Source organism: Bacillus sp. N5-665 (assembly GCF_022637375.2).
GTDB lineage: Bacteria > Bacillota > Bacilli > Bacillales > Bacillaceae_G > Bacillus_A > Bacillus_A wiedmannii.
This window is the reverse complement of sequence record NZ_CP093325.1, coordinates 680,711-699,379: the sequence shown is the minus strand read 5'-3', so window position 1 is coordinate 699,379 and position 18,669 is coordinate 680,711. Positions and strand designations below refer to the sequence as shown.

Annotated in this window: 19 protein-coding genes and 1 riboswitch; of the genes, 10 read left to right on the top strand and 9 right to left on the bottom strand. The window is 35.8% G+C overall.

The window, feature by feature from the left end; genetic code table 11:
- Positions 1 to 232: 232 nt before the first annotated feature.
- Entirely contained in the window at positions 233 to 412 is a 180-nt protein-coding gene (locus MNO09_RS05960; RefSeq protein ID WP_000424809.1) for a hypothetical protein, read from the top strand.
- Between the two features lie 6 nt (positions 413 to 418).
- Positions 419 to 598, top strand: coding sequence for a hypothetical protein (locus MNO09_RS05955; RefSeq protein ID WP_088107412.1), 180 nt, complete (start codon positions 419 to 421; stop codon positions 596 to 598).
- 41 nt (positions 599 to 639) lie between these two features.
- Here the strand turns inward: MNO09_RS05955 and metK are convergent, their stop codons facing one another.
- Positions 640 to 1,839: a methionine adenosyltransferase gene (gene metK / locus MNO09_RS05950; protein ID WP_000163111.1), complete on the bottom strand. Its 1,200-nt coding sequence runs from the start codon at positions 1,837 to 1,839 to the stop codon at positions 640 to 642.
- Positions 1,840 to 2,008: 169 nt separating this feature from the next.
- Positions 2,009 to 2,130: riboswitch (SAM riboswitch) on the bottom strand.
- A gap of 228 nt (positions 2,131 to 2,358) precedes the next feature.
- Between metK and pckA the strand changes: the two genes are divergently transcribed.
- Both pckA and MNO09_RS05940 read left to right on the top strand, forming a co-directional pair.
- On the top strand, positions 2,359 to 3,945 hold the full coding sequence (pckA, locus tag MNO09_RS05945) for a phosphoenolpyruvate carboxykinase (ATP) (RefSeq protein ID WP_000108819.1): 1,587 nt from the start codon (positions 2,359 to 2,361) through the stop codon (positions 3,943 to 3,945).
- 314 nt (positions 3,946 to 4,259) lie between these two features.
- The gene (locus MNO09_RS05940; RefSeq protein WP_078182819.1) at positions 4,260 to 4,457 is read left to right on the top strand and encodes a hypothetical protein; all 198 of its coding nucleotides are present in this window, start codon (positions 4,260 to 4,262) and stop codon (positions 4,455 to 4,457) included.
- 114 nt (positions 4,458 to 4,571) lie between these two features.
- On the opposite strand, the gene MNO09_RS05935 is transcribed toward MNO09_RS05940, so the two are convergent.
- Complete coding sequence (locus tag MNO09_RS05935; RefSeq protein ID WP_000624934.1) at positions 4,572 to 4,955, bottom strand: ATP synthase subunit I; 384 nt, start codon at positions 4,953 to 4,955, stop codon at positions 4,572 to 4,574.
- A 291-nt stretch (positions 4,956 to 5,246) separates the two neighbouring features.
- Here MNO09_RS05935 and MNO09_RS05930 point away from each other — a divergent pair, with 291 nt between their 5' ends.
- Entirely contained in the window at positions 5,247 to 5,468 is a 222-nt protein-coding gene (locus tag MNO09_RS05930; protein WP_000639042.1) for a hypothetical protein, read from the top strand.
- A gap of 28 nt (positions 5,469 to 5,496) precedes the next feature.
- Here the strand turns inward: MNO09_RS05930 and MNO09_RS05925 are convergent, their stop codons facing one another.
- Complete coding sequence (locus MNO09_RS05925; RefSeq protein ID WP_001255388.1) at positions 5,497 to 6,402, bottom strand: DMT family transporter; 906 nt, start codon at positions 6,400 to 6,402, stop codon at positions 5,497 to 5,499.
- A gap of 196 nt (positions 6,403 to 6,598) precedes the next feature.
- The gene (locus tag MNO09_RS05920; protein ID WP_000289559.1) at positions 6,599 to 6,922 is read right to left on the bottom strand and encodes an iron-sulfur cluster biosynthesis family protein; all 324 of its coding nucleotides are present in this window, start codon (positions 6,920 to 6,922) and stop codon (positions 6,599 to 6,601) included.
- A gap of 123 nt (positions 6,923 to 7,045) precedes the next feature.
- Between MNO09_RS05920 and MNO09_RS05915 the strand changes: the two genes are divergently transcribed.
- Together MNO09_RS05915 and MNO09_RS05910 are read left to right on the top strand one after the other, a co-directional pair.
- Positions 7,046 to 7,210 carry a hypothetical protein gene (locus tag MNO09_RS05915; protein WP_088610036.1) on the top strand — a complete coding sequence of 55 codons (165 nt, stop codon included), beginning with the start codon at positions 7,046 to 7,048 and terminating at the stop codon, positions 7,208 to 7,210.
- A gap of 215 nt (positions 7,211 to 7,425) precedes the next feature.
- Entirely contained in the window at positions 7,426 to 8,595 is a 1,170-nt protein-coding gene (locus MNO09_RS05910; RefSeq protein ID WP_241950101.1) for a collagen-like domain-containing protein, read from the top strand.
- A 263-nt stretch (positions 8,596 to 8,858) separates the two neighbouring features.
- On the opposite strand, the gene MNO09_RS05905 is transcribed toward MNO09_RS05910, so the two are convergent.
- Together MNO09_RS05905 and MNO09_RS05900 are read right to left on the bottom strand one after the other, a co-directional pair.
- Positions 8,859 to 10,079 (bottom strand): ATP-binding protein, encoded by a 1,221-nt coding sequence (locus MNO09_RS05905; protein WP_001030580.1) that lies wholly within the window; start codon positions 10,077 to 10,079, stop codon positions 8,859 to 8,861.
- Positions 10,076 to 11,332 carry an ATP-binding protein gene (locus tag MNO09_RS05900; RefSeq protein WP_000678737.1) on the bottom strand — a complete coding sequence of 419 codons (1,257 nt, stop codon included), beginning with the start codon at positions 11,330 to 11,332 and terminating at the stop codon, positions 10,076 to 10,078. The genes MNO09_RS05905 and MNO09_RS05900 overlap by 4 nt, the downstream gene beginning before the upstream one ends.
- 184 nt (positions 11,333 to 11,516) lie before the next feature.
- Here MNO09_RS05900 and MNO09_RS05895 point away from each other — a divergent pair, with 184 nt between their 5' ends.
- Both MNO09_RS05895 and MNO09_RS05890 read left to right on the top strand, forming a co-directional pair.
- Positions 11,517 to 13,547 carry a catalase gene (locus MNO09_RS05895; RefSeq protein WP_001013527.1) on the top strand — a complete coding sequence of 677 codons (2,031 nt, stop codon included), beginning with the start codon at positions 11,517 to 11,519 and terminating at the stop codon, positions 13,545 to 13,547.
- Positions 13,548 to 13,563: 16 nt separating this feature from the next.
- The gene (locus MNO09_RS05890) at positions 13,564 to 14,373 is read left to right on the top strand and encodes an alpha/beta fold hydrolase (protein ID WP_000498269.1); all 810 of its coding nucleotides are present in this window, start codon (positions 13,564 to 13,566) and stop codon (positions 14,371 to 14,373) included.
- Positions 14,374 to 14,580: 207 nt separating this feature from the next.
- Here the strand turns inward: MNO09_RS05890 and MNO09_RS05885 are convergent, their stop codons facing one another.
- The 3 genes from MNO09_RS05885 to MNO09_RS05875 form a co-directional block, all read right to left on the bottom strand.
- Positions 14,581 to 16,725, bottom strand: coding sequence for an LTA synthase family protein (locus MNO09_RS05885; protein WP_002096251.1), 2,145 nt, complete (start codon positions 16,723 to 16,725; stop codon positions 14,581 to 14,583).
- A 272-nt stretch (positions 16,726 to 16,997) separates the two neighbouring features.
- On the bottom strand, positions 16,998 to 17,228 hold the full coding sequence (locus MNO09_RS05880; RefSeq protein ID WP_000227436.1) for a hypothetical protein: 231 nt from the start codon (positions 17,226 to 17,228) through the stop codon (positions 16,998 to 17,000).
- A gap of 11 nt (positions 17,229 to 17,239) precedes the next feature.
- Complete coding sequence (locus MNO09_RS05875) at positions 17,240 to 17,536, bottom strand: DUF3986 family protein (RefSeq protein ID WP_000384368.1); 297 nt, start codon at positions 17,534 to 17,536, stop codon at positions 17,240 to 17,242.
- Between the two features lie 120 nt (positions 17,537 to 17,656).
- Between MNO09_RS05875 and MNO09_RS05870 the strand changes: the two genes are divergently transcribed.
- A complete protein-coding gene (locus MNO09_RS05870; protein WP_000733208.1) occupies positions 17,657 to 18,664 on the top strand; it encodes an ABC transporter substrate-binding protein in 1,008 nt (335 codons plus the stop codon).
- Positions 18,665 to 18,669: the final 5 nt, after the last annotated feature.

The following is an 18,669-nucleotide window of genomic DNA, read 5'->3' as shown; positions in this document are numbered from 1 at the left end:
TATGTTTTATAACATAAAACGATACGTACCCATTATACCATTCCTAATTATTTTATCCCTTTTTCAATGTATCGCTTACGGGTTTGATATTAACTTTTTAAAATTGTATGTGCTTATGACTGATGGTGGTATTCGTTACTATTTGACTAGCACATTAATTCCTCTCGTACTTGCCTATATAGTAGATTTTATTTTTAAACATTCAATCTCTAAATAAGGAGGTCCACATATTATGGAACTTTATAAAAAATTAACAACAACATTTATCCTCTTATTTGTCGCTTCCATTACTGTTGGCTTTTCTCTAAAAGGCGCAATTCCATACGCTACATTAGTAAGCATTATATTCGCAACACTATTTTTACTAAGCAGTGCCTTTTGCGTGGGTAAAGCACGTCAAATGAAAGGTTGATTACATATGTTCGAGAAGAAACCAATCCTTTGTAAATCATGTGAAAAGGAAATACAAACGTATGAAAAAGCATGGATTCATATGCCCTTTCCAGCAAGTGGTATGACTAATATGAAAAAGTATATTGAGCTAGACGGCGAAGTTTATTGTGGTTCTTGCATCCAAGTAGTAAATAAAACAAAATAAAAAAAGCTTTGCGCTCACGGCGCAAAGCTTTTTTTCATATATTATAGACCAGCTTGCTCTTTTAAAGCTGCAGCTTTGTCTGTACGTTCCCATGATAGATCTACATCAGTACGTCCGAAGTGGCCGTAAGCTGCTGTTTGTTTGTAAATTGGGCGACGTAAGTCTAGCATTTTAATAATACCAGCTGGGCGAAGATCGAAGTTGTTACGAACTAGTTCTACTAGTACGTCTTCAGATACTTTACCAGTGCCGAATGTATCAACTGAAATTGATACTGGTTGTGCTACACCGATTGCGTATGCAAGTTGTACTTCTGCTTTGTCAGCAAGACCAGCTGCTACGATGTTTTTCGCAACATAACGAGCTGCATATGCTGCAGAACGGTCAACTTTCGTTGCATCTTTACCAGAGAATGCACCGCCACCGTGGCGAGCGTATCCACCGTAAGTATCAACGATGATTTTACGTCCTGTTAAACCAGCATCACCTTGTGGTCCACCAATTACGAAGCGGCCAGTTGGATTAATGAAGAATTTCGTTTCTCCATCCATTAATTCTGCTGGAACTACAGCTTTAATTACATGCTCTTTTAAATCGCGATCGATTTCTTCCCATGTAACATCTGGATGATGCTGTGTAGAAATTACGATTGTATCTACACGTACAGGTTTACCATTTTCATCATACTCAACTGTAACTTGCGTTTTTCCATCCGGACGTAAGTATGATAATGTGTCATCTTTACGTACTTCAGTTAAACGGCGAGCTAATTTGTGAGCAAGCGAGATTGGAAGTGGCATTAATTCTTGTGTTTCATTACATGCGAAGCCAAACATTAAACCTTGGTCTCCCGCACCAATTGCCTCAATCTCAGCGTCAGTCATTAGACCTTCGCGTGCTTCTAGCGCTTGGTCAACACCCATAGCGATGTCAGCAGATTGCTCATCGATAGATGTTAAAACTGCACAAGTTTCTGCATCGAATCCATATTTTGCGCGTGTGTAACCAATGCCTTGAATTGTTTCACGAACGATTTTTGGAATATCTACGTAAGTAGAAGTCGTAATTTCCCCCGCTACCAATACTAAACCAGTTGTTACAGTTGTTTCACAAGCTACACGTGCATTTGCGTCCTTTGATAAGATCGCATCTAAAATTGAATCAGAAATTTGGTCACAAATTTTATCTGGATGTCCTTCAGTTACAGACTCAGATGTGAACAGATGACGTTTTTTTGTCATGTGGTAAACCTCCCTACAGTAATTGTATATATTGTACGGAACTCATCCTTAATTTGCCACAAACTGCGACATACATTTATTCTCCCACACAAGCATACAGAAAAACCTTTCCTACTTTACATAGAGGAAAGGTTTAATTTGCTACTTGCATACTGCTTTTTGCCCTTTGCTCTTATCGTTCGAGACCGTTAGCCTCGCACAGGTTTTAGCACCTATTCACCTGTATTTACCACTACAAATGAGGTTGCTGGGCTTCATCGGGCCTGTCCCTCCGCCAGCTCGGGATAAGAGAGTATCCGTCCCAACCTATACTAAAGAAATGATATTCATTTGTCAATTAATATTCACATTTTCCTGAAAGTTTTTCTCAATACGCCTGGAATGAAATATTAATAAGGAAATAATACATTCACACAAACAAAAAGAAATAAATAGTATACATTATTTATATAATTGTGTTATACTCTTGTTGGGGATTACGAGAAATATTTCATTAAATGAAAAGGATGGTATATAAATATGAGTACTGTGAATGTCCAAATTGGTTTACACGAATTATTGAACGGAAGCAATGCACAGATTCAACTAAGTGTTCCGCAATTAGTGGAAAAAGTATTAATGCGAAATGAAGGGAAATTAACTTCTACTGGTGCCGTTTCTGCTTCAACAGGAAAATATACAGGACGTTCTCCTAAAGATAAATTTATTGTGAAAGAAGCATCGGTTGCTGACAAAATTGCTTGGGGAGCAGTGAATCAGCCGATCTCTGAAGAACATTTTAATAAATTATATACTAAAGTTTTAGAATACTTAAAAGAAAAAGAAGAGTTATTCGTCTTCAATGGATTTGCAGGCGCTGACCGCAATTACCGCCTACCAATTCAAGTTATTAACGAATATGCATGGCACAATTTATTTGTACATCAATTATTTATTCGTCCAACTGAAGAAGAATTAACAACTCATGAATCAGAGTTCACAATTGTTTCTGCACCGAATTTCAAAGCTGATCCAGCTGTTGACGGTACAAACTCTGAAGCATTCATTATGGTTTCATTCGAAAAACGTATCGTACTAATTGGTGGTACAGAATACGCTGGAGAAATGAAAAAATCAATCTTCTCTATTATGAACTTCTTACTACCTGAACAAGATATTCTTTCTATGCATTGCTCTGCAAACGTAGGTGAAGAAGGCGACGTAGCACTATTCTTCGGTTTATCTGGAACAGGTAAAACAACATTATCTGCTGATCCACACCGTAAATTAATCGGTGATGATGAGCATGGTTGGTCTGATAACGGTGTATTCAATATTGAAGGCGGTTGCTACGCAAAATGTGTAAACCTTTCTCACGAGAAAGAACCACAAATTTTCGATGCAATCAAATTTGGATCTGTTTTAGAAAACGTTATCATTAATAACCAAACGCGTATCGCAGACTATAACGATACTACTTTAACAGAAAATACTCGTGCTGCATACCCTATGCATGCGATCGACAATATCGTACTGCCAAGTGTTGCTGGACACCCAAATACAATCATTTTCTTAACTGCTGATGCATCTGGCGTATTGCCTCCAATCAGTAAGTTATCAAAAGAACAAGCTATGTATCATTTCTTAAGTGGTTACACTAGTAAACTAGCAGGAACAGAGCGTGGTGTTACATCTCCGCAAGCAACATTCTCAACTTGCTTCGGTTCACCATTCTTACCACTTGATGCATCTCGCTATGCTGAAATGCTTGGTGAAAAAATCGAGAAACACGATGCGAAAGTATTCTTAGTAAACACTGGCTGGACTGGTGGCGAATACGGCATTGGTAAACGTATGAACTTAGGTTACACTCGTGCAATGATTCAAGCAGCATTAAGCGGCGAACTTGCGAAAACTGAAACAGCTAAACATGACATCTTCGGTCTTGAAGTTCCACTTCACGTACCAGGTGTACCTGACGAAGTGTTAATGCCTGAACAAACTTGGGCTGATAAAGCTGCTTATAAAGAGAAAGCAATCGAACTTGCAAGCGAATTCAAAGAGAACTTCAAAAAGTTCGACAGCGTTTCTGAAGATATTATTAACTTAGGCGGTCCAATCGCTTAAGTACAAACTTTCTGTTGGAATAACCCTTTTACTCATATGAATAAGTGTCGTGTAACCGTAAAGTTTCGCGTACTCACCGACAAAACCCAATGCGGCTTAACGGTTACACACACTTACATAAAAAAGAAGCTTACGTTTTTGACGTAAGCTTCTTTCTATATCTTATATAAAGTACAACTTTAATCTCTTCATCTGTGACTTAGCTCATAAAATTGCATACCAACATCTATAAACTTACTGAAAATTCATTTTATAATCATTCGTTTTATAGTTTTTTATGATAAAATTTACATATACAGGAAAGGAAGAGGGCTATGAAAAATTTTTCTCGTACAGGAAAAATATTATTCAGTTATGGAGCCATTCAAATGTTTTGGGGACTTGTGATGCTTAACGTTAATTTATTTGAGCATACAAGTGAAACGATAAAATACATTATTCTAATTACCGGAATATTTTGTTGTATTGTATCTAACTTTTTTAAAGAACCTGAGAGTCATACTACTAAGTGATTTCATGTTAACTTATTGGAAGCGGAAACCTATATTTTATGCAAAGTTACGCTTCCTATTGTACTATCCCCCGCCGGATCCTCTATTTCATCTAAAAAGAGGCTTTTTATCTTTTTAGCTCTTTGTTAATTCTTCCTCATCTTTCATACTATAGTAGCCTAAATTCACAACGATTAAGAAATAGCCACCCAGAATCCCTACTGCAAATGCCCACATAACCATATGATGTTCAATTTCGTACATAATAACAGCACCTAAAATAGCAGCTGCAAACCGATTAAACATACCGAGCGTCGGTGCTTTCGTTTTCTTTACGATACTATCTCCAAGCTTCTCAATTCTTCTCCCTAAAAGCCAAACACAATACATACTTACAATCAGTCCAATTCCAGCACCTAGAAAATGAGCTGAAAACGGCGTTAACATCCATCCTAGTAAAAGAAAACCTAGTAAATAATACGATTGAATTTTAAACGATCTTAATGACATACTAATCATGCTGTTCTCCTCTTCAGTAATTTTTATCTATCCAACAAAAGCTGTATAACTCATTTCTTTCGAGTTCATACTACTTAAAATTCATTTCACTCAAATTAAAAACAACATAAACAGTATGTTTATGTTGTTTGAATATTTTCAGGAAATAATATTATACAAGATTTTAAACATCATATTCTCATAATTTGTGACGTTTTTCCAAACATTTTTCGTCCATTTATGAAAAAAGTGATATCAATCTATGAACATACGGATATGATGTAATAAGTACACAAATAAAGGGGGCGTCTAATGATTTATTTTCTAATGGCTCTCATTCACCTCATTATCCCTGCACTTATTGGACTTTCATTGTATTGGTACACGAAGAATCATAGTATTTTCTACGCTGTCCTCGGTGTTCTTCTTCCAGGTATTATTCTTATCACACTCTTCCGTATTCCATTTTTAAACTTAATTCCACTTATTACTGCTATCTTATTTCTCATCTTCTTACCAAAAATAAAAAAATAGGAAAGCAGATCATAGGTGATCTGTTTTCCTATTTTGATATAGGTTCCCCCGCATTAGAATGAATTTTTACTTTCTCTAATTTCACAAACCATAGACCGAAGAAAATAATAATTCCACCGATTATTTGTTGAAATGATACATATTCATTTGCCCATACAGCTGCAAATAAAACAGCTACAAGCGGCGTTATATACATATATACCATCGTATGTGACGCGCCAATTTTTTGAATACCAACATACCACATCACTAAACCAAATACTGTTACAAAGAAAATGGAATATAGTAAAGCGAATAGTGTCATTCCGTGTGTAATGTGAAATGGCATTATAAATACATGTGGTCCACTTAACAATAAAAGCGGAATCGCGCCAACTAACGCTGACCATGCGGTAACACGTAGTGCTGAATATTTTTTAATTAATGGACCTGCTAAAACAGGATAAAGCCCCCAGCATATTGATGTAATAAGTCCAATTCCGTTACCATAAAAAGAACTAGCAAGCGAATGCCCTGCTACTAAAACTAATGCAGCACCACCAAAGGCAATTATAGAACCGATGAGCTTTCGAGAAGAAAACTTTTCTTGTTTCAAGAAAATCGCAAATACAGTTGTAAAAATAGGTGAAATAGAAATGAGTAAAGAGGCATTTGTAGCGGATGTATATTTGACAGTTTCCATAAATAACGTTTGATACAGTACAATACCTACAACGCTAACGATGATTAATCTAGGTATATCCTTTCGTTCCATATAAACCGACTTTTCAATAAAAAATGTAAGGAGTAACATAAGCGGTGCCGCTGATATCATCCGAAGTGCAGTAAACTCAATTGCTGTAAATTCTAAAAGTCCATATTTAGCAATCGTAAAATTAATCCCCCAAATAATAACGACTGCTAAAATTAATAACTCAATCCCCCATCTTCTCATGCGTATCCCCTCCGCAAATACGATTATACAGAAAATTCAATCATATGTACATTTCATTATGTGAAAAAATCTTTGTGTTGTATGGAGAGGTTTTCTTTGTTTAGTACATGAAATTATATCAGCGATTTTTTAAATATAGCGACTTAGACAATAAAAAAAGATGGTCCAAAAATATTTTGGAACCACCTTTTCTTTCTTACACTCGAACGTGTAACTTCATATTTGGATTATAAAATTGGCTTGGGCTCTTCAGCTGAAAAGTTCCTCCAACTTCATGCCAATCAACTGTTAACTTATCATCCATAAATACAAGCTTTGTGCGATCTGCGATAAAATTCATTACGCTAGATTCGATATCCACATCGCGCTCATCTTTTTCTGCTACAGCTACTAAATCGATAATTCCGCTCATGACACAACCACAACCCTCATTATCGTAAAATAACTTTATATATTTCGTTTCATCCGGAATCGTATCCATAATCTTTTTATATGCGGCTTCTGTTACAGTAACATACATACGCTACTCTTCATCCTCTCTTCTCATATCCTTCATATATTGTACCATCATTTTTCTCTAAAATTATATACAGAAAATTAAGACTAATATACAATATATGTAATAAAGGAGGTTGTATCACTCATGTTCAAATTACTGCGATACCCCATCTTCTTAGGCCTACTCGGTAGCTTTTTTATTTCTAGCGGAATGGTATTACAACATATACTTCCCTATTCTCCTTCTATTGGTTGGATTTTAGGCTTTATTTGTTTCCTAACCGCTTCTTATTTTGCTATGAAAAAATAAGAATCACTTTAAAATCTATTTGCAGCTTAATTTTGACTTGGGTGTTACTTTCGGCCCACAAGAGAAACGTTGGCTCTATAACGATTCAACTCTCCTCTCTATTTTGAAATCTATACACAATACGATTGAACACACAAAAATATAGAATTCATAATATGTATATATTAGTTCTATTTTTAAAACAAATTTTTCAAAATATAGAAAGGAGAACATACATGTACCCACGTAATTGTTTTAGTTGCGATGGCAGACGCAACAGTGGCTCTAACGGAAACACTGGGCCCACTGGTAGCACCGGACCTTCTGGAAACAATGGCTCTACCGGCATTACTGGACCTTCCGGGAACACCGGACCCACTGGTAGTACTGGACCTACTGGCTCTGCCGGGCCTTCCGGAGCTGGTTTCCAAAGTACTACCGCCTTTAGTCTAGCAGCCGCTCCCACCTATAAAAAAGGACAAGTTGTCACTTATACGAGCAGCGGCTATGTTGTAAAAAAAGATGCACCTCAAGGGTTTCCGAATATATCTCCAGATTATATCGTATTAGTAGATAGTGGACCTACTGGGAACACTGGATCTACCGGCAATACCGGACCTACGGGTAATACTGGACCTTCTGGTAGTACTGGATCTACTGGTAGCACTGGACCTTCCGGCATCACTGGACCTACGGGTAATACTGGATCTACTGGTAGTACTGGGCCTTTTGGGAACACTGGGTCTACCGGCAGTACCGGACCTACGGGTAATACTGGACCCACTGGGAACACCGGACCTTCTGGTAGTACTGGATCTACTGGGAACACTGGACCTTCCGGCATCACCGGACCCACTGGGAACACTGGGCCTTTTGGAAACACTGGATCTACTGGTAGTACCGGGCCTACTGGAATTGCCGGCAGTGCATCAGCAAAAAGTATTGTTTTTCAAGGAACAAATGCTGGTTTTCAACGTATAGCAGGTTCTCCTGGAATTGACTCCAATGTTATTCCATATGTCACTGCTGGAGCCGGTAATATAGTTGGCTTTGCTGCATCTATAAATGTAAATAACTTACCTGCTGCTGTTTATACGATTAATATTTGCAGGAATGTCCCAACAAACCTCACTGCCCCTACCTCTAGTTACATCCTATCTACTCTTACTTTAACTACCACTGACAAAATTACAGGAACTATAGTATTTTCAATTAAACCAACGGATACTGGATCAGGACAAATTCAAGTGTTTAATCCTAATCCAACAGTAGGTCCCGCTACTGTAACTTGGACTAGCATTACAACTGGAAACTCAGTTTCGAGAGGAGATGCTATTTCCCTTCATATTACCCCTGGCATTACTGCAAGTGCTGTATATTCTATTTTTTTAATCACTGATATATAGCCCTTACTAAAAAATAATTTATTTAACAAAAAAAGACCCGAGATTCGGGTCAGCAAATAGAAATATAAATGAATTAAAACAAATAACAGACAAGTTCAGTATATACTATCATTGTAAATATATCCATATATTGGGTTTTGGAATTATATACACTATGTTAATATAATTAACTTACCTACCTTTATCAGAATGCCTTACTCTCATCCACAATAAAAAAGGGAGATCACTCTCAAATAAGTGATCTCCTTTTTAAAAATAGTTTTTCATGATATCGGCAATATAACCTTCACCGTCGTTCCAACCCCAACTTCACTTTCAAAACTCATTTTACCGTTGTGGTCTTTAATAATTTTTTCTGTAACTACTAAACCTAAACCTGTTCCCGTTTCTTTCGTTGTGTAAAAAGCTTCATTTAACTTCGGAATTTTGTCTTTTGGAATACCGCAACCCTCATCCTTAACTTGGACAATGATTGCATCTTCTACAGTCACTTTAATCGTAATCGTTCCGCCAACTGACATTGCTTCAATCGCATTTTTAATTAAATTAAAAAATACTTGCTTTAATCGTTTTTCATCGCATGTAATCGACGGTATGTCTTTACTATAAATACCTTGTATGTGCACTCCTTGCTTTAAAGCAGGCTTTCCCATAACTCGGATAACATAAGCGATAATTTCTTCTATATTATGAACTTCTGATTCTAGTGATTTAGATTTCTCAAATCCACTAAGTTCTGTAGCGATTGTATGAATTCGTTCTACTTCTTGTTTCATAATATCACTATATATTTTATCCTCTGGATATTTAATCGCTTGCTTATTAACAAATTTATCTAAGTTAGCTAGCGGTCTTCTAATTTTGTAACCAATAACTGTAGCCATTTTCCCAACAGTTGCTAGCTTTTCTGTTTGTTGTATTTCTTTATCCATCATCTCAAGCGTACGAACGTAAGATTGAAACCTTAAAAACATAATCCAACATATGATAGTAAATACACTATATAACGCCATCGGGATTAAAACGAGTGACGAGTGAATAATGATTCCTATAAGAGCGTATTTCCCAACAAGTATGCTCGGAACTAACCAAAAATATCTTTTATTCACAAAGAGTGGGGCAAATAAAATAAAAAATCCTTCTACTATATTCCCACCATCAAACTCAGCATCACTACCGTAGTAAATCATAAAATTATGGATAAAATCTAATAGGTTATATCCAATTAGAATAATATACTTTACTGCAAATGGGTTTTTCCATTTCATAAAGTATATTCCAGTGCAAAATAAGATCACCATTAGAAAATAAAGCCATAAACCTAAACCATCTTCAAATTGTCCTACTCCTTCTTGCTCTCCTCCTATTAAAGGTACAATAAATTCGTAGGCAAGATCGTATACAAAAAATATAATGAAAAATAAACTTAAAAATATTTTCAGTGCCTTCATTTCTTCATTTTTAAATATATCGTCTTTATTCATATCGTAACTCCTAGCTTTTCTCCCTCTTGGATTTCATTATTTCCACGTTGCTTCGGGAGCATGATATCTATTCTAGTTCCAATATCTCTTTCACTTGAAATATGTAATTCACCAAGATGCTGCTCAGTAACAAGCCGATTCGCTACAGTAAGTCCTAAGCCAATTTTATCTTGTTTCGTTGTATAAAAGGCCTCTTTAACACGAGCTAAATTTTCTTTCTTAATACCGTAACCATTATCAATTACACTTAGCATTACATAATCTTGTCCTTTGTTTTCTAACCGTAACTCTAATGTGCCACCTTGCTCCATTGCCTCCAGAGCATTTTTTATGACATATAGAAAGACTCCTCTTATTTTCCGCTCATCACATTCAACTTCTATCGTCTTTTCTTCCACATTAGAAATAAACTGGACGCTCGATTCATTCATTTTTTCGCGAACAATTGTTACTGCTTGTAATGCAATTTCACCTATATTATGTTTCTTATAAACAGAAGGTTTACATGTAGCAACTTCCATTAACTCACTTATCATATTATTCATATTTTCTATTTCAAAAATCATCTGTTTGTAAATAGGGTCCTCCCCATGCTTCTCTCGTTGTAATTGCGTAAACCCTTTTAATGAAGCAAGTGGATTTTTAATTTCATGTCCCACTGTCGCTGCCATTTTTCCAATTACTGCTAATTTTTGTGATTCACTAGCAATCTTAATACTTTCCTTTACCGCTGAAAGGTATTGTATAAATCGATTTAAAATGATGTATGCCGCTATTAATACGAGTGTATACATAATGAGGAACATAAATCCTTTTACTTCCTTTAATACAAATAAATAAATCACATATTTCCCTACAATAGTCGAAAGTACAAACACAAAATATTTTTTATTTAAAAATATAGGTACAAAGAAGATGAAAATAATTTCTATTATATTTACTCCATCAAATGCCGCCTCATTATAAAGCATATACGAAAGTATATTAACGATTTCTATTCCTATGTATGCAAATACACATGCATATTTAACAAGGTTAGCTTTCTCTTTTTTTATTAAATATACATTCACACCGAGTATTGCAGTTCCGCAAATAACTTGCCATAGTATGCTATGTCCCTTATCCGTTAGCAATTTGTTCTCTAATACGATTGCATAGAAAATTTGGTATGAAACAACAATGACATACAGCACCCATAAAAAAATTTGTGCATTCCTTTCTTCTTCTTTATATGATAGAAAACTTCCTTTCACTTCAACACCCCTTCAAAATAATATCTCGAAGAATACCATTTATTATAATAAATGATTTTCATAGACAAACAAAGATAAATCGAACATTTGAGGGAAATCATTCCAATAGAACAAAGTATCTTCAGACTATATATAAGCATAAAAGCTATAAACAATAATACGTTTATTATGGGAGGTGTTTTATATGAACGGCAAAAAAAATAAAAAAACAGAACAACTGGAATCCTTCACGCGTGAGAATGAAGGAAAGAAAATGACAACAAATACAGGTGTTACAATTTCAAATGATGAAAATTCTTTAACTGTTGGTGATCGTGGCCCTACCCTTCTAGAAGATTTCCTGATGCGAGAAAAGCTTTCTCATTTTGACCGTGAACGAATCCCTGAAAGAGTCGTTCACGCACGTGGATACGGTGCACATGGTATTTTTGAGCTATATGAATCTTTAGAAGAGCTAACAATGGCACACTTTTTACAAGACCCTTCCAAAAAAACACCTCTTTTCGTTCGCTTCTCTGAAGTCGCTGGATCAAAAGGTGCGAATGAAACAAATCGAGATGTACGAGGGTTCGCCGTTAAATTTTATACAGAAGAAGGAAATTTTGATTTAGTAGGAAACAATATTCCTATTTTCTTCATTCAGGATGGCATTAAATTCCCTGATCTTATTCATGCCCTTAAACCTGAGCCGCATAATGAGATTCCACAGGGACAAACAGCACATGATACATTTTGGGACTTCATCGCCAATAACCAAGAATCGGCTGCGATGATGATGTGGATTATGTCTGATCGTGCCATTCCAAGAAGTTTTCGAATGATGCAAGGGTTTGGCGTTCATACATTTCGCTTAGTGAATAAAAATGGAAAGTCACGATTCGTAAAATTTCACTGGAAGCCGAAGCTCGGCATTCACTCATTAATTTGGGATGAAGCGCAAAAATTAGGTGGTGCTGATCCAGATTACCATCGCCGTGATTTATGGGAAAATATTAATGCTGGAAACTACCCTGAATACGAACTTGGCATTCAAATTTTAGAAGAAGAGGATGAATTTAAATACGATTTCGATATATTAGATGCGACGAAAATTTGGCCTGAAGAAGATTTCCCCGTTAAAATCATCGGAAAAATGACATTAACTCGCAACGTCGAGAATGTATTCGCTGAAACAGAACAAGTCGCACTTCATCCTGGAAGTATCGTCCGTGGTATTGATTTCACCAATGATCCGCTCTTACAAGGTAGGCTCTTTTCTTATACAGACACTCAATTGGCACGCGTCGGTACAAATTATCAAGAATTACCGATTAACCGTCCAATATGTCCATTTCACAACAATCAAAGAGATGGTGCATCTAAATATATAATTGATAAAGGAAAAATCGCTTACCATAATAATTCCTTAGCAAATAACACTCCTTACACTGTACCCGGTACAAAGGGTGGGTTCGTTACATATCCTTCCACTGTATCAGGGCATAAAACGAGAGAAACAGCCGCCAGTTTCAAAGATCATTTCTCTCAAGCACGTTTATTTTGGAATAGTATGAGTAACGTCGAAAAGGTTCATATTATGCAAGCCTTCTCCTTTGAATTAGGAAAAGTAAAAAGTAAATCGGTCCGTCAACAAGTCGTAAATATGATTGGACATATTAGTAGTGAACTAGCTACATTAGTCGCTGAAGCGGTCGGAGCAAAAGTTCCAAATATTCAAGAATCGGTCGTTACGAAATCATCGCCAGCACTCAGTATGGCAAATACGACATTTAGTCCTAATACATTACGAGTAGGTGTCATTGTTGCAAATGGATATGACGGACAAAACGCGCAATATATACTAAATCAATTCAAACAAGTTGGGCTGCAGCCTGTAATTGTTTCCGAACGATTAGGTATTGTACAAGGAACGCAAAATGTACGTTGGGACGTGAATGATACTTTTTTAACAGGATCCTCACTTCTTTATGACGGGCTACTTCTTATTGGAGGAAATCTTGATGAACAGTTTCTTAATAAAGCGAGTTCATTTGTCGTAGAATCATATAATCATCTTAAGCCAATTGGTGCCTTCCAAAATGGATCTACTGTTATTCAATCTTTAAATATTAAAGGAAAGCCTGGTGTCTTAATAGAACAGAACCCTACGCTCCTGGCAAATGAATTTATTAAAGCTATGACGAAACAACGCTTTTGGGATAGAGCATATGAATAGGTTAGGGGGATAATTTATGTTTGTTACTGTCGAGAAAGATGTGCATATTTTTGTGCAAGACGTTAATCCCGGACCCGGTAGTAAAACCTTGTTCTTCGTCCATGGCTGGCCTTTAAATCATCAAATGTACCAATATCAACTCAATGTGTTACCACAGCACGGTTTCCGCTGTATCGCTATGGATATACGCGGAAACGGACAATCTGATAAACCGTGGACTGGTTACACATACGATCGTTTAGCAGACGATATCGCCATTGTTCTAGAAGCACTTCAAGTAGAAAATGCTACATTAGTCGGTTTTTCAGTAGGTGGTGCTCTTTCTATTCGGTACATGTCTCGCTACAATGGTCATCGCATTTCTAAACTTGTATTAGTCGATGCTGTTTCCCCCTCTTTCGTTAAAAATCAAGAATCTCCCTATGGTGTCCCAAAAGAACAAGCAGATACCCTCATTAATCAAATGTATGCCAATATGCCTAAATTTTTAAATGATGTATCTTTATCATTTTTCAATAGAAACTTAGGATCTGCTACTTTAGAATGGTTTTCTTATCTCGGCATGCAGTCTGCTTCCTACGCTCTCATCAAAATATTGCAAGCAGCCGCAAATGAAGACGTAACGAAAGATTTAAGTAAAATTAACGTCCCAACAAAAATATTCCACGGTGTTCACGATCAACTGATCCCTTACAAAAGCGCTGAACTCACACAAAAGCGGATTAAAAATTCTCAGTTACATCCTCTTACAAATAGCGGTCACGGCTCGCCAATCGATCAAGCGGATGAATTAAATGAAGAACTTATAAAGTTTTTGCATTCATAAAAATCTATACCAAATCGTTTCGATAGAAACGCAGTTTTTGAAAAGATTAAAATTCACATATTTCTCACAAACCAATCAATAAAACGGTTACATTTTCATTTATACTAAATGTACAGGTAATACTCCCTAAACCCAGCTTGTCTGGTTACCCCGTTAAATACTATAAAAAAAGAACTTGTATCGTTATACAAGTTCTTTTTGTTTGTTCTATTTAAAAAGTATATCTTTACTATACTGCTTTCCAGCAAGTAAATCATATTGGATCATTTTATATTGCTCTAACATTTCTTTTTGTTTCTTTGTTAAATCTGTTATCTCTTCACCATCTTTATTAACCTTTAACTCATCTTTAAGGACTGGTATTTCTTTATGCATTTCCGATAAAAATTGATAAAACGGTGATTTATTTATCCCTGCATAATCAAAAACAAGATTAGAAAAATAAATCGGACTTACTAAACCTAAATTGTCATTTGGCAAATCGAAATTTGCGTACATTAACAATGGTGTTTCTGACATAGCTAATCTTTCATTCAGAGTTTCTTCATTCTCTATATATCCAGCTTCTTCATAGATAGCTTTATTTACCCCTAATATTGGTAAGTGATCTCCAAAGAAAACCAATATAGTAGGTCTTTCTAGCTCTTGAATTTGTTCTACTAAATATTTTAGAGCCTCATCAGAACGACGTACACCCTCAGTATATGTTTCTAATTCTGCCTTCGATCCCTCATCTGTTAAGCCGCTAATTTCTATTTGCTTTTCTTCAAATCGTCCTGGATTGAATGGAAAATGATTTTGCATCGTAACTGCATGAATAAACGTAGGTTGCTGTCTCTTATTCAATTCCTCTATTATTTCTTTACTAATAGATACATCGCCAATATAATCCCCATCTACCTCTATGTTGTTCATTGTATCTTCTGCGTTGAAATTATCAATTCCTAAAACATTATATACATCATCCCGCTTATAAAATGATCTTCCATAAGCATGAATTGCATTCGTATAATATCCATGTTTTTTCAATTCACTTGCGATAGACGGAATTTCTCTCTGCCCTGTCACCGCTTGTTGATATGGTATAGAACCTTGCTTTAAAAAGCTCATTGAATAGCTCGTTAACGCTTCAAATTCTGTATTCGCTGTGTTTCCCCCGAATACAGGAGCTACTGTTTGTCCACCTGGATAATTCTCAATATAGTGATGTAAATTCGGCACCGGATCTTCGCTAAATGAAAGATTCATTAGCTTTGTTGGATCCCAAAAAGCTTCACTCATGAAAAATATAATATTTGGCTTCTCGCTCTTCTCTTTTTTTCCTACATCGTTTCCATATTGTTTCTTTATATTATTTGAAATTTGTAGCATAGTTTCTTTTGAATATTCTTCTGGCTTCTCAATGACAGTTGTGTCCAAGTTACTGACAAATCCTAAAACAAAACCATTATCAGTATAGTTTACATTTTGATTCCAAGCCACGAAGGTTACCCCATACTTTTGCAATACATTACTCATAAATGTATTAGGATAATTACTATATGCATACACCATAAACGTAGAGCCACATATTAAAATAATTCTCGTAATTATTTTAGGCTTTATAACTGGAATATACTTTCGTATATACATAATTAAATATACAAGCAGAGTAATCCCGAATATCCCCAAAAATATAGTCCACCAACTAAAATAGTCCATAACCATTGGTATAACGGACTGCATTTGAGTAATCTGTGTGAAATCAGACGGATAGAATGGATCTCCTCTAAAAATAAGTTTAAAATGGTTCACAATCCCAAAAACAATTAGCACCAAACTTGTTATCGTGACGCTCAAAAATATTTGCCCAAGCAAACTGTACACAAAAACATATATCATATAAATAAATAATAAGCTTAATATATACTGTCCGTATCGCTCATAAACCCAGTTATTAACTAATACAAGGCTCATATTTTCCTGTATCATGATATACATCCAATTCATTGTATGAGCGATTAAAAATAATACGACATGAACTCGAATAGCCGGCCTAAGCTTATGACTAATACCTTTATTTAAATGAATGGTGTATAGTAGTACACCCCACAAAATAATAATGAGTATACTTAGCTGTATTGTTCCATTGAAAAATCCTTTAGTTCTCTCGAATTCGAAAGATCTTAACAAAACAAAAAACAGTGTTTCTAAACAAATCGCCCACATTCCACTAAGAATGATAGAAATTAATAGGTTCTTCCTCGACTCCTGAGGAGAAAAACTAAGATAAAATTCATCTCTTCTTCGTTGTCGTGTTAAAAAATCAAAACGCAATTTATTCCCTCTTTCCTTTACCCCTTCGTCTCGCATCCACAAACATATTGTCCTATACAAAATACCATATTTGTATGCAGCTAGTCTCCCTATGTGCTTGTAATATACACATGTATCCTTAATTTCCCCTTAAAAATACAGTGAAACTTTAATAAGTCCGAATCATTCAAGATTGAACGGGATAAAACTTCTTCGCTCTATATTCTAACAGCATAAATGAACTATGCTTCACAAAATTGTTACCATAAAAAAAGAACCTACCAACACTGACAGGTTCTCCTTCAGTCTAACAGACATGAGCATATGTATTATATAAGAGAATACATCCATACTTTCCATATAATACACACAAGTACGATAACTACAAAATCAAAAAGATCTAATCTTGGGCCCTTCTTCATATTCATCTCTAGCCACATATGAATCCATTTTCTTTTTGTATATTTTTGAATGTTTTTCTTTGCAAATCGATAAACGAGTACTTGCATAATAAAAAATCCGACTACGAAAATGAACAAGAAAATGAGAAAATCGACCACAAAATTCCTCCCTATTTTTGCAGCGATTTTTCTACTATTTGATTTCTCAAAACCCACTCTTCAAATTGAGCACTTCCAAATTCCCAACTAAGATCACGAGCATGTACAGAAAAAACGTAATGACCAGCATATTCGTCCATAAATCTACCTGTCTCGATCTCATCTTTCTGAAGACCATATGCCCCAAAATTAAAATACACATCCCACACGTCTTCATTCCTCCGCTTATAAGCAATCGATTCCATATCACATTCTGTTCCGAAATAATCAAGATGTAAATGTACGCTATCATCATATTCGTAATCCATTTTATCACCCCTTATATTTGTACTTCTTTATCACCAAAAAAATTCCTGCTATCCACACTCACATATGGGCACTTACCTACATATCATGCTTGTAGAGTGACTTCTAGGAGGTGTCATATAGTGAAAAAATTAATAGCTGTTTTTTGCATCATGTTACTAGCTGTTTTCACATTTGCTGCTTGCAGTAGTAAAAAGGAAGGTACGAAAGAACAAACGCAAAACATTCGCATCGGCGAAGTTACCCATTCTCTCTTCTACGCCCCGTTATATGTCGGGATTGAAAAAGGATTTTTTAAAGATGAAGGATTAAATATTGACCTCCAAACAACAGCTGGCGGAGATAAAACGATGACCGCCCTATTATCTGGCGGAATTGATATTGCTCTCGTCGGTTCTGAAACGTCTATTTACGTTCATCAACAAGGTGCAAAAGACCCTGTCATTAACTTCGCACAACTTACACAAACAGACGGAACATTTTTAGTTTCGCGTAAAAAATTAGACACTTTTAATTGGAATGATGTAAAAGGTGTTACGTTTTTAGGACAGCGTAAAGGCGGCATGCCGCAAATGGTTGGAGAATACGTTTTAAAGAAAAATGGCATTGATCCTCACAAAGATACAAACTTAATTCAAAACATCGAATTTGCTAACATTGCAAGTGCCTTTGCATCTGGTACTGGGGAATTTGTACAGCTCTTTGAACCGACTGCAAGTATATTTGAAAAAGAAGGAAAAGGATTTATCGTCGCTTCGTTCGGAAATGAATCTGGAACTGTTCCGTATACAACGTTCATGGCAAAAGAAAGCTTCTTAAAGAAAGATAAAGATGCTGCTGAAAAGTTCACACGCGCGCTCTATAAATCACAACAATGGGTTGATACACATAGTCCAGAAGAGATTGCTCATGCCGTTTCTCCGTTATTTAAAGACACTTCAAAGGACATTACAGTAAAAGTAATTGAACGTTATAAAAAACAACATTCTTATGCGACAAATCCGCTATTAGATGCTGAAGAATGGAAACAGCTCCAAACGATTATGAAAGAAGCTGGCGAATTACAAAAAGAAGTTCCACATGAAGCGCTCGTCAATACAAAAATTGCCGAAAGCGTTATTAAGAAATAGAGGCG

Excerpts from the sequence above, each read along its gene's own strand:
- MNO09_RS05925 (WP_001255388.1), bottom strand. The coding sequence starts at position 6,402 with ATGAGAAGATGGGGGATTGAGTTATTAATTTTAGCAGTCGTTATTATT.
- MNO09_RS05915 (WP_088610036.1), top strand. The coding sequence starts at position 7,046 with ATGTTCAAATTACTGCGATACCCCATCTTCTTAGGCCTACTCGGTAGC.
- MNO09_RS05895 (WP_001013527.1), top strand. The coding sequence starts at position 11,517 with ATGAACGGCAAAAAAAATAAAAAAACAGAACAACTGGAATCCTTCACG.
- metK (WP_000163111.1), bottom strand. The coding sequence starts at position 1,839 with ATGACAAAAAAACGTCATCTGTTCACATCTGAGTCTGTAACTGAAGGA.
- pckA (WP_000108819.1), top strand. The coding sequence starts at position 2,359 with ATGAGTACTGTGAATGTCCAAATTGGTTTACACGAATTATTGAACGGA.
- MNO09_RS05890 (WP_000498269.1), top strand. The coding sequence starts at position 13,564 with ATGTTTGTTACTGTCGAGAAAGATGTGCATATTTTTGTGCAAGACGTT.
- MNO09_RS05940 (WP_078182819.1), top strand. The coding sequence starts at position 4,260 with ATGAAAAATTTTTCTCGTACAGGAAAAATATTATTCAGTTATGGAGCC.
- MNO09_RS05885 (WP_002096251.1), bottom strand. The coding sequence starts at position 16,725 with ATGCGAGACGAAGGGGTAAAGGAAAGAGGGAATAAATTGCGTTTTGAT.
- MNO09_RS05920 (WP_000289559.1), bottom strand. The coding sequence starts at position 6,922 with ATGTATGTTACTGTAACAGAAGCCGCATATAAAAAGATTATGGATACG.
- MNO09_RS05905 (WP_001030580.1), bottom strand. The coding sequence starts at position 10,079 with ATGAATAAAGACGATATATTTAAAAATGAAGAAATGAAGGCACTGAAA.
- MNO09_RS05935 (WP_000624934.1), bottom strand. The coding sequence starts at position 4,955 with ATGATTAGTATGTCATTAAGATCGTTTAAAATTCAATCGTATTATTTA.
- MNO09_RS05875 (WP_000384368.1), bottom strand. The coding sequence starts at position 17,536 with ATGGATTACGAATATGATGATAGCGTACATTTACATCTTGATTATTTC.
- MNO09_RS05960 (WP_000424809.1), top strand. The coding sequence starts at position 233 with ATGGAACTTTATAAAAAATTAACAACAACATTTATCCTCTTATTTGTC.
- MNO09_RS05910 (WP_241950101.1), top strand. The coding sequence starts at position 7,426 with ATGTACCCACGTAATTGTTTTAGTTGCGATGGCAGACGCAACAGTGGC.
- MNO09_RS05930 (WP_000639042.1), top strand. The coding sequence starts at position 5,247 with ATGATTTATTTTCTAATGGCTCTCATTCACCTCATTATCCCTGCACTT.
- MNO09_RS05955 (WP_088107412.1), top strand. The coding sequence starts at position 419 with ATGTTCGAGAAGAAACCAATCCTTTGTAAATCATGTGAAAAGGAAATA.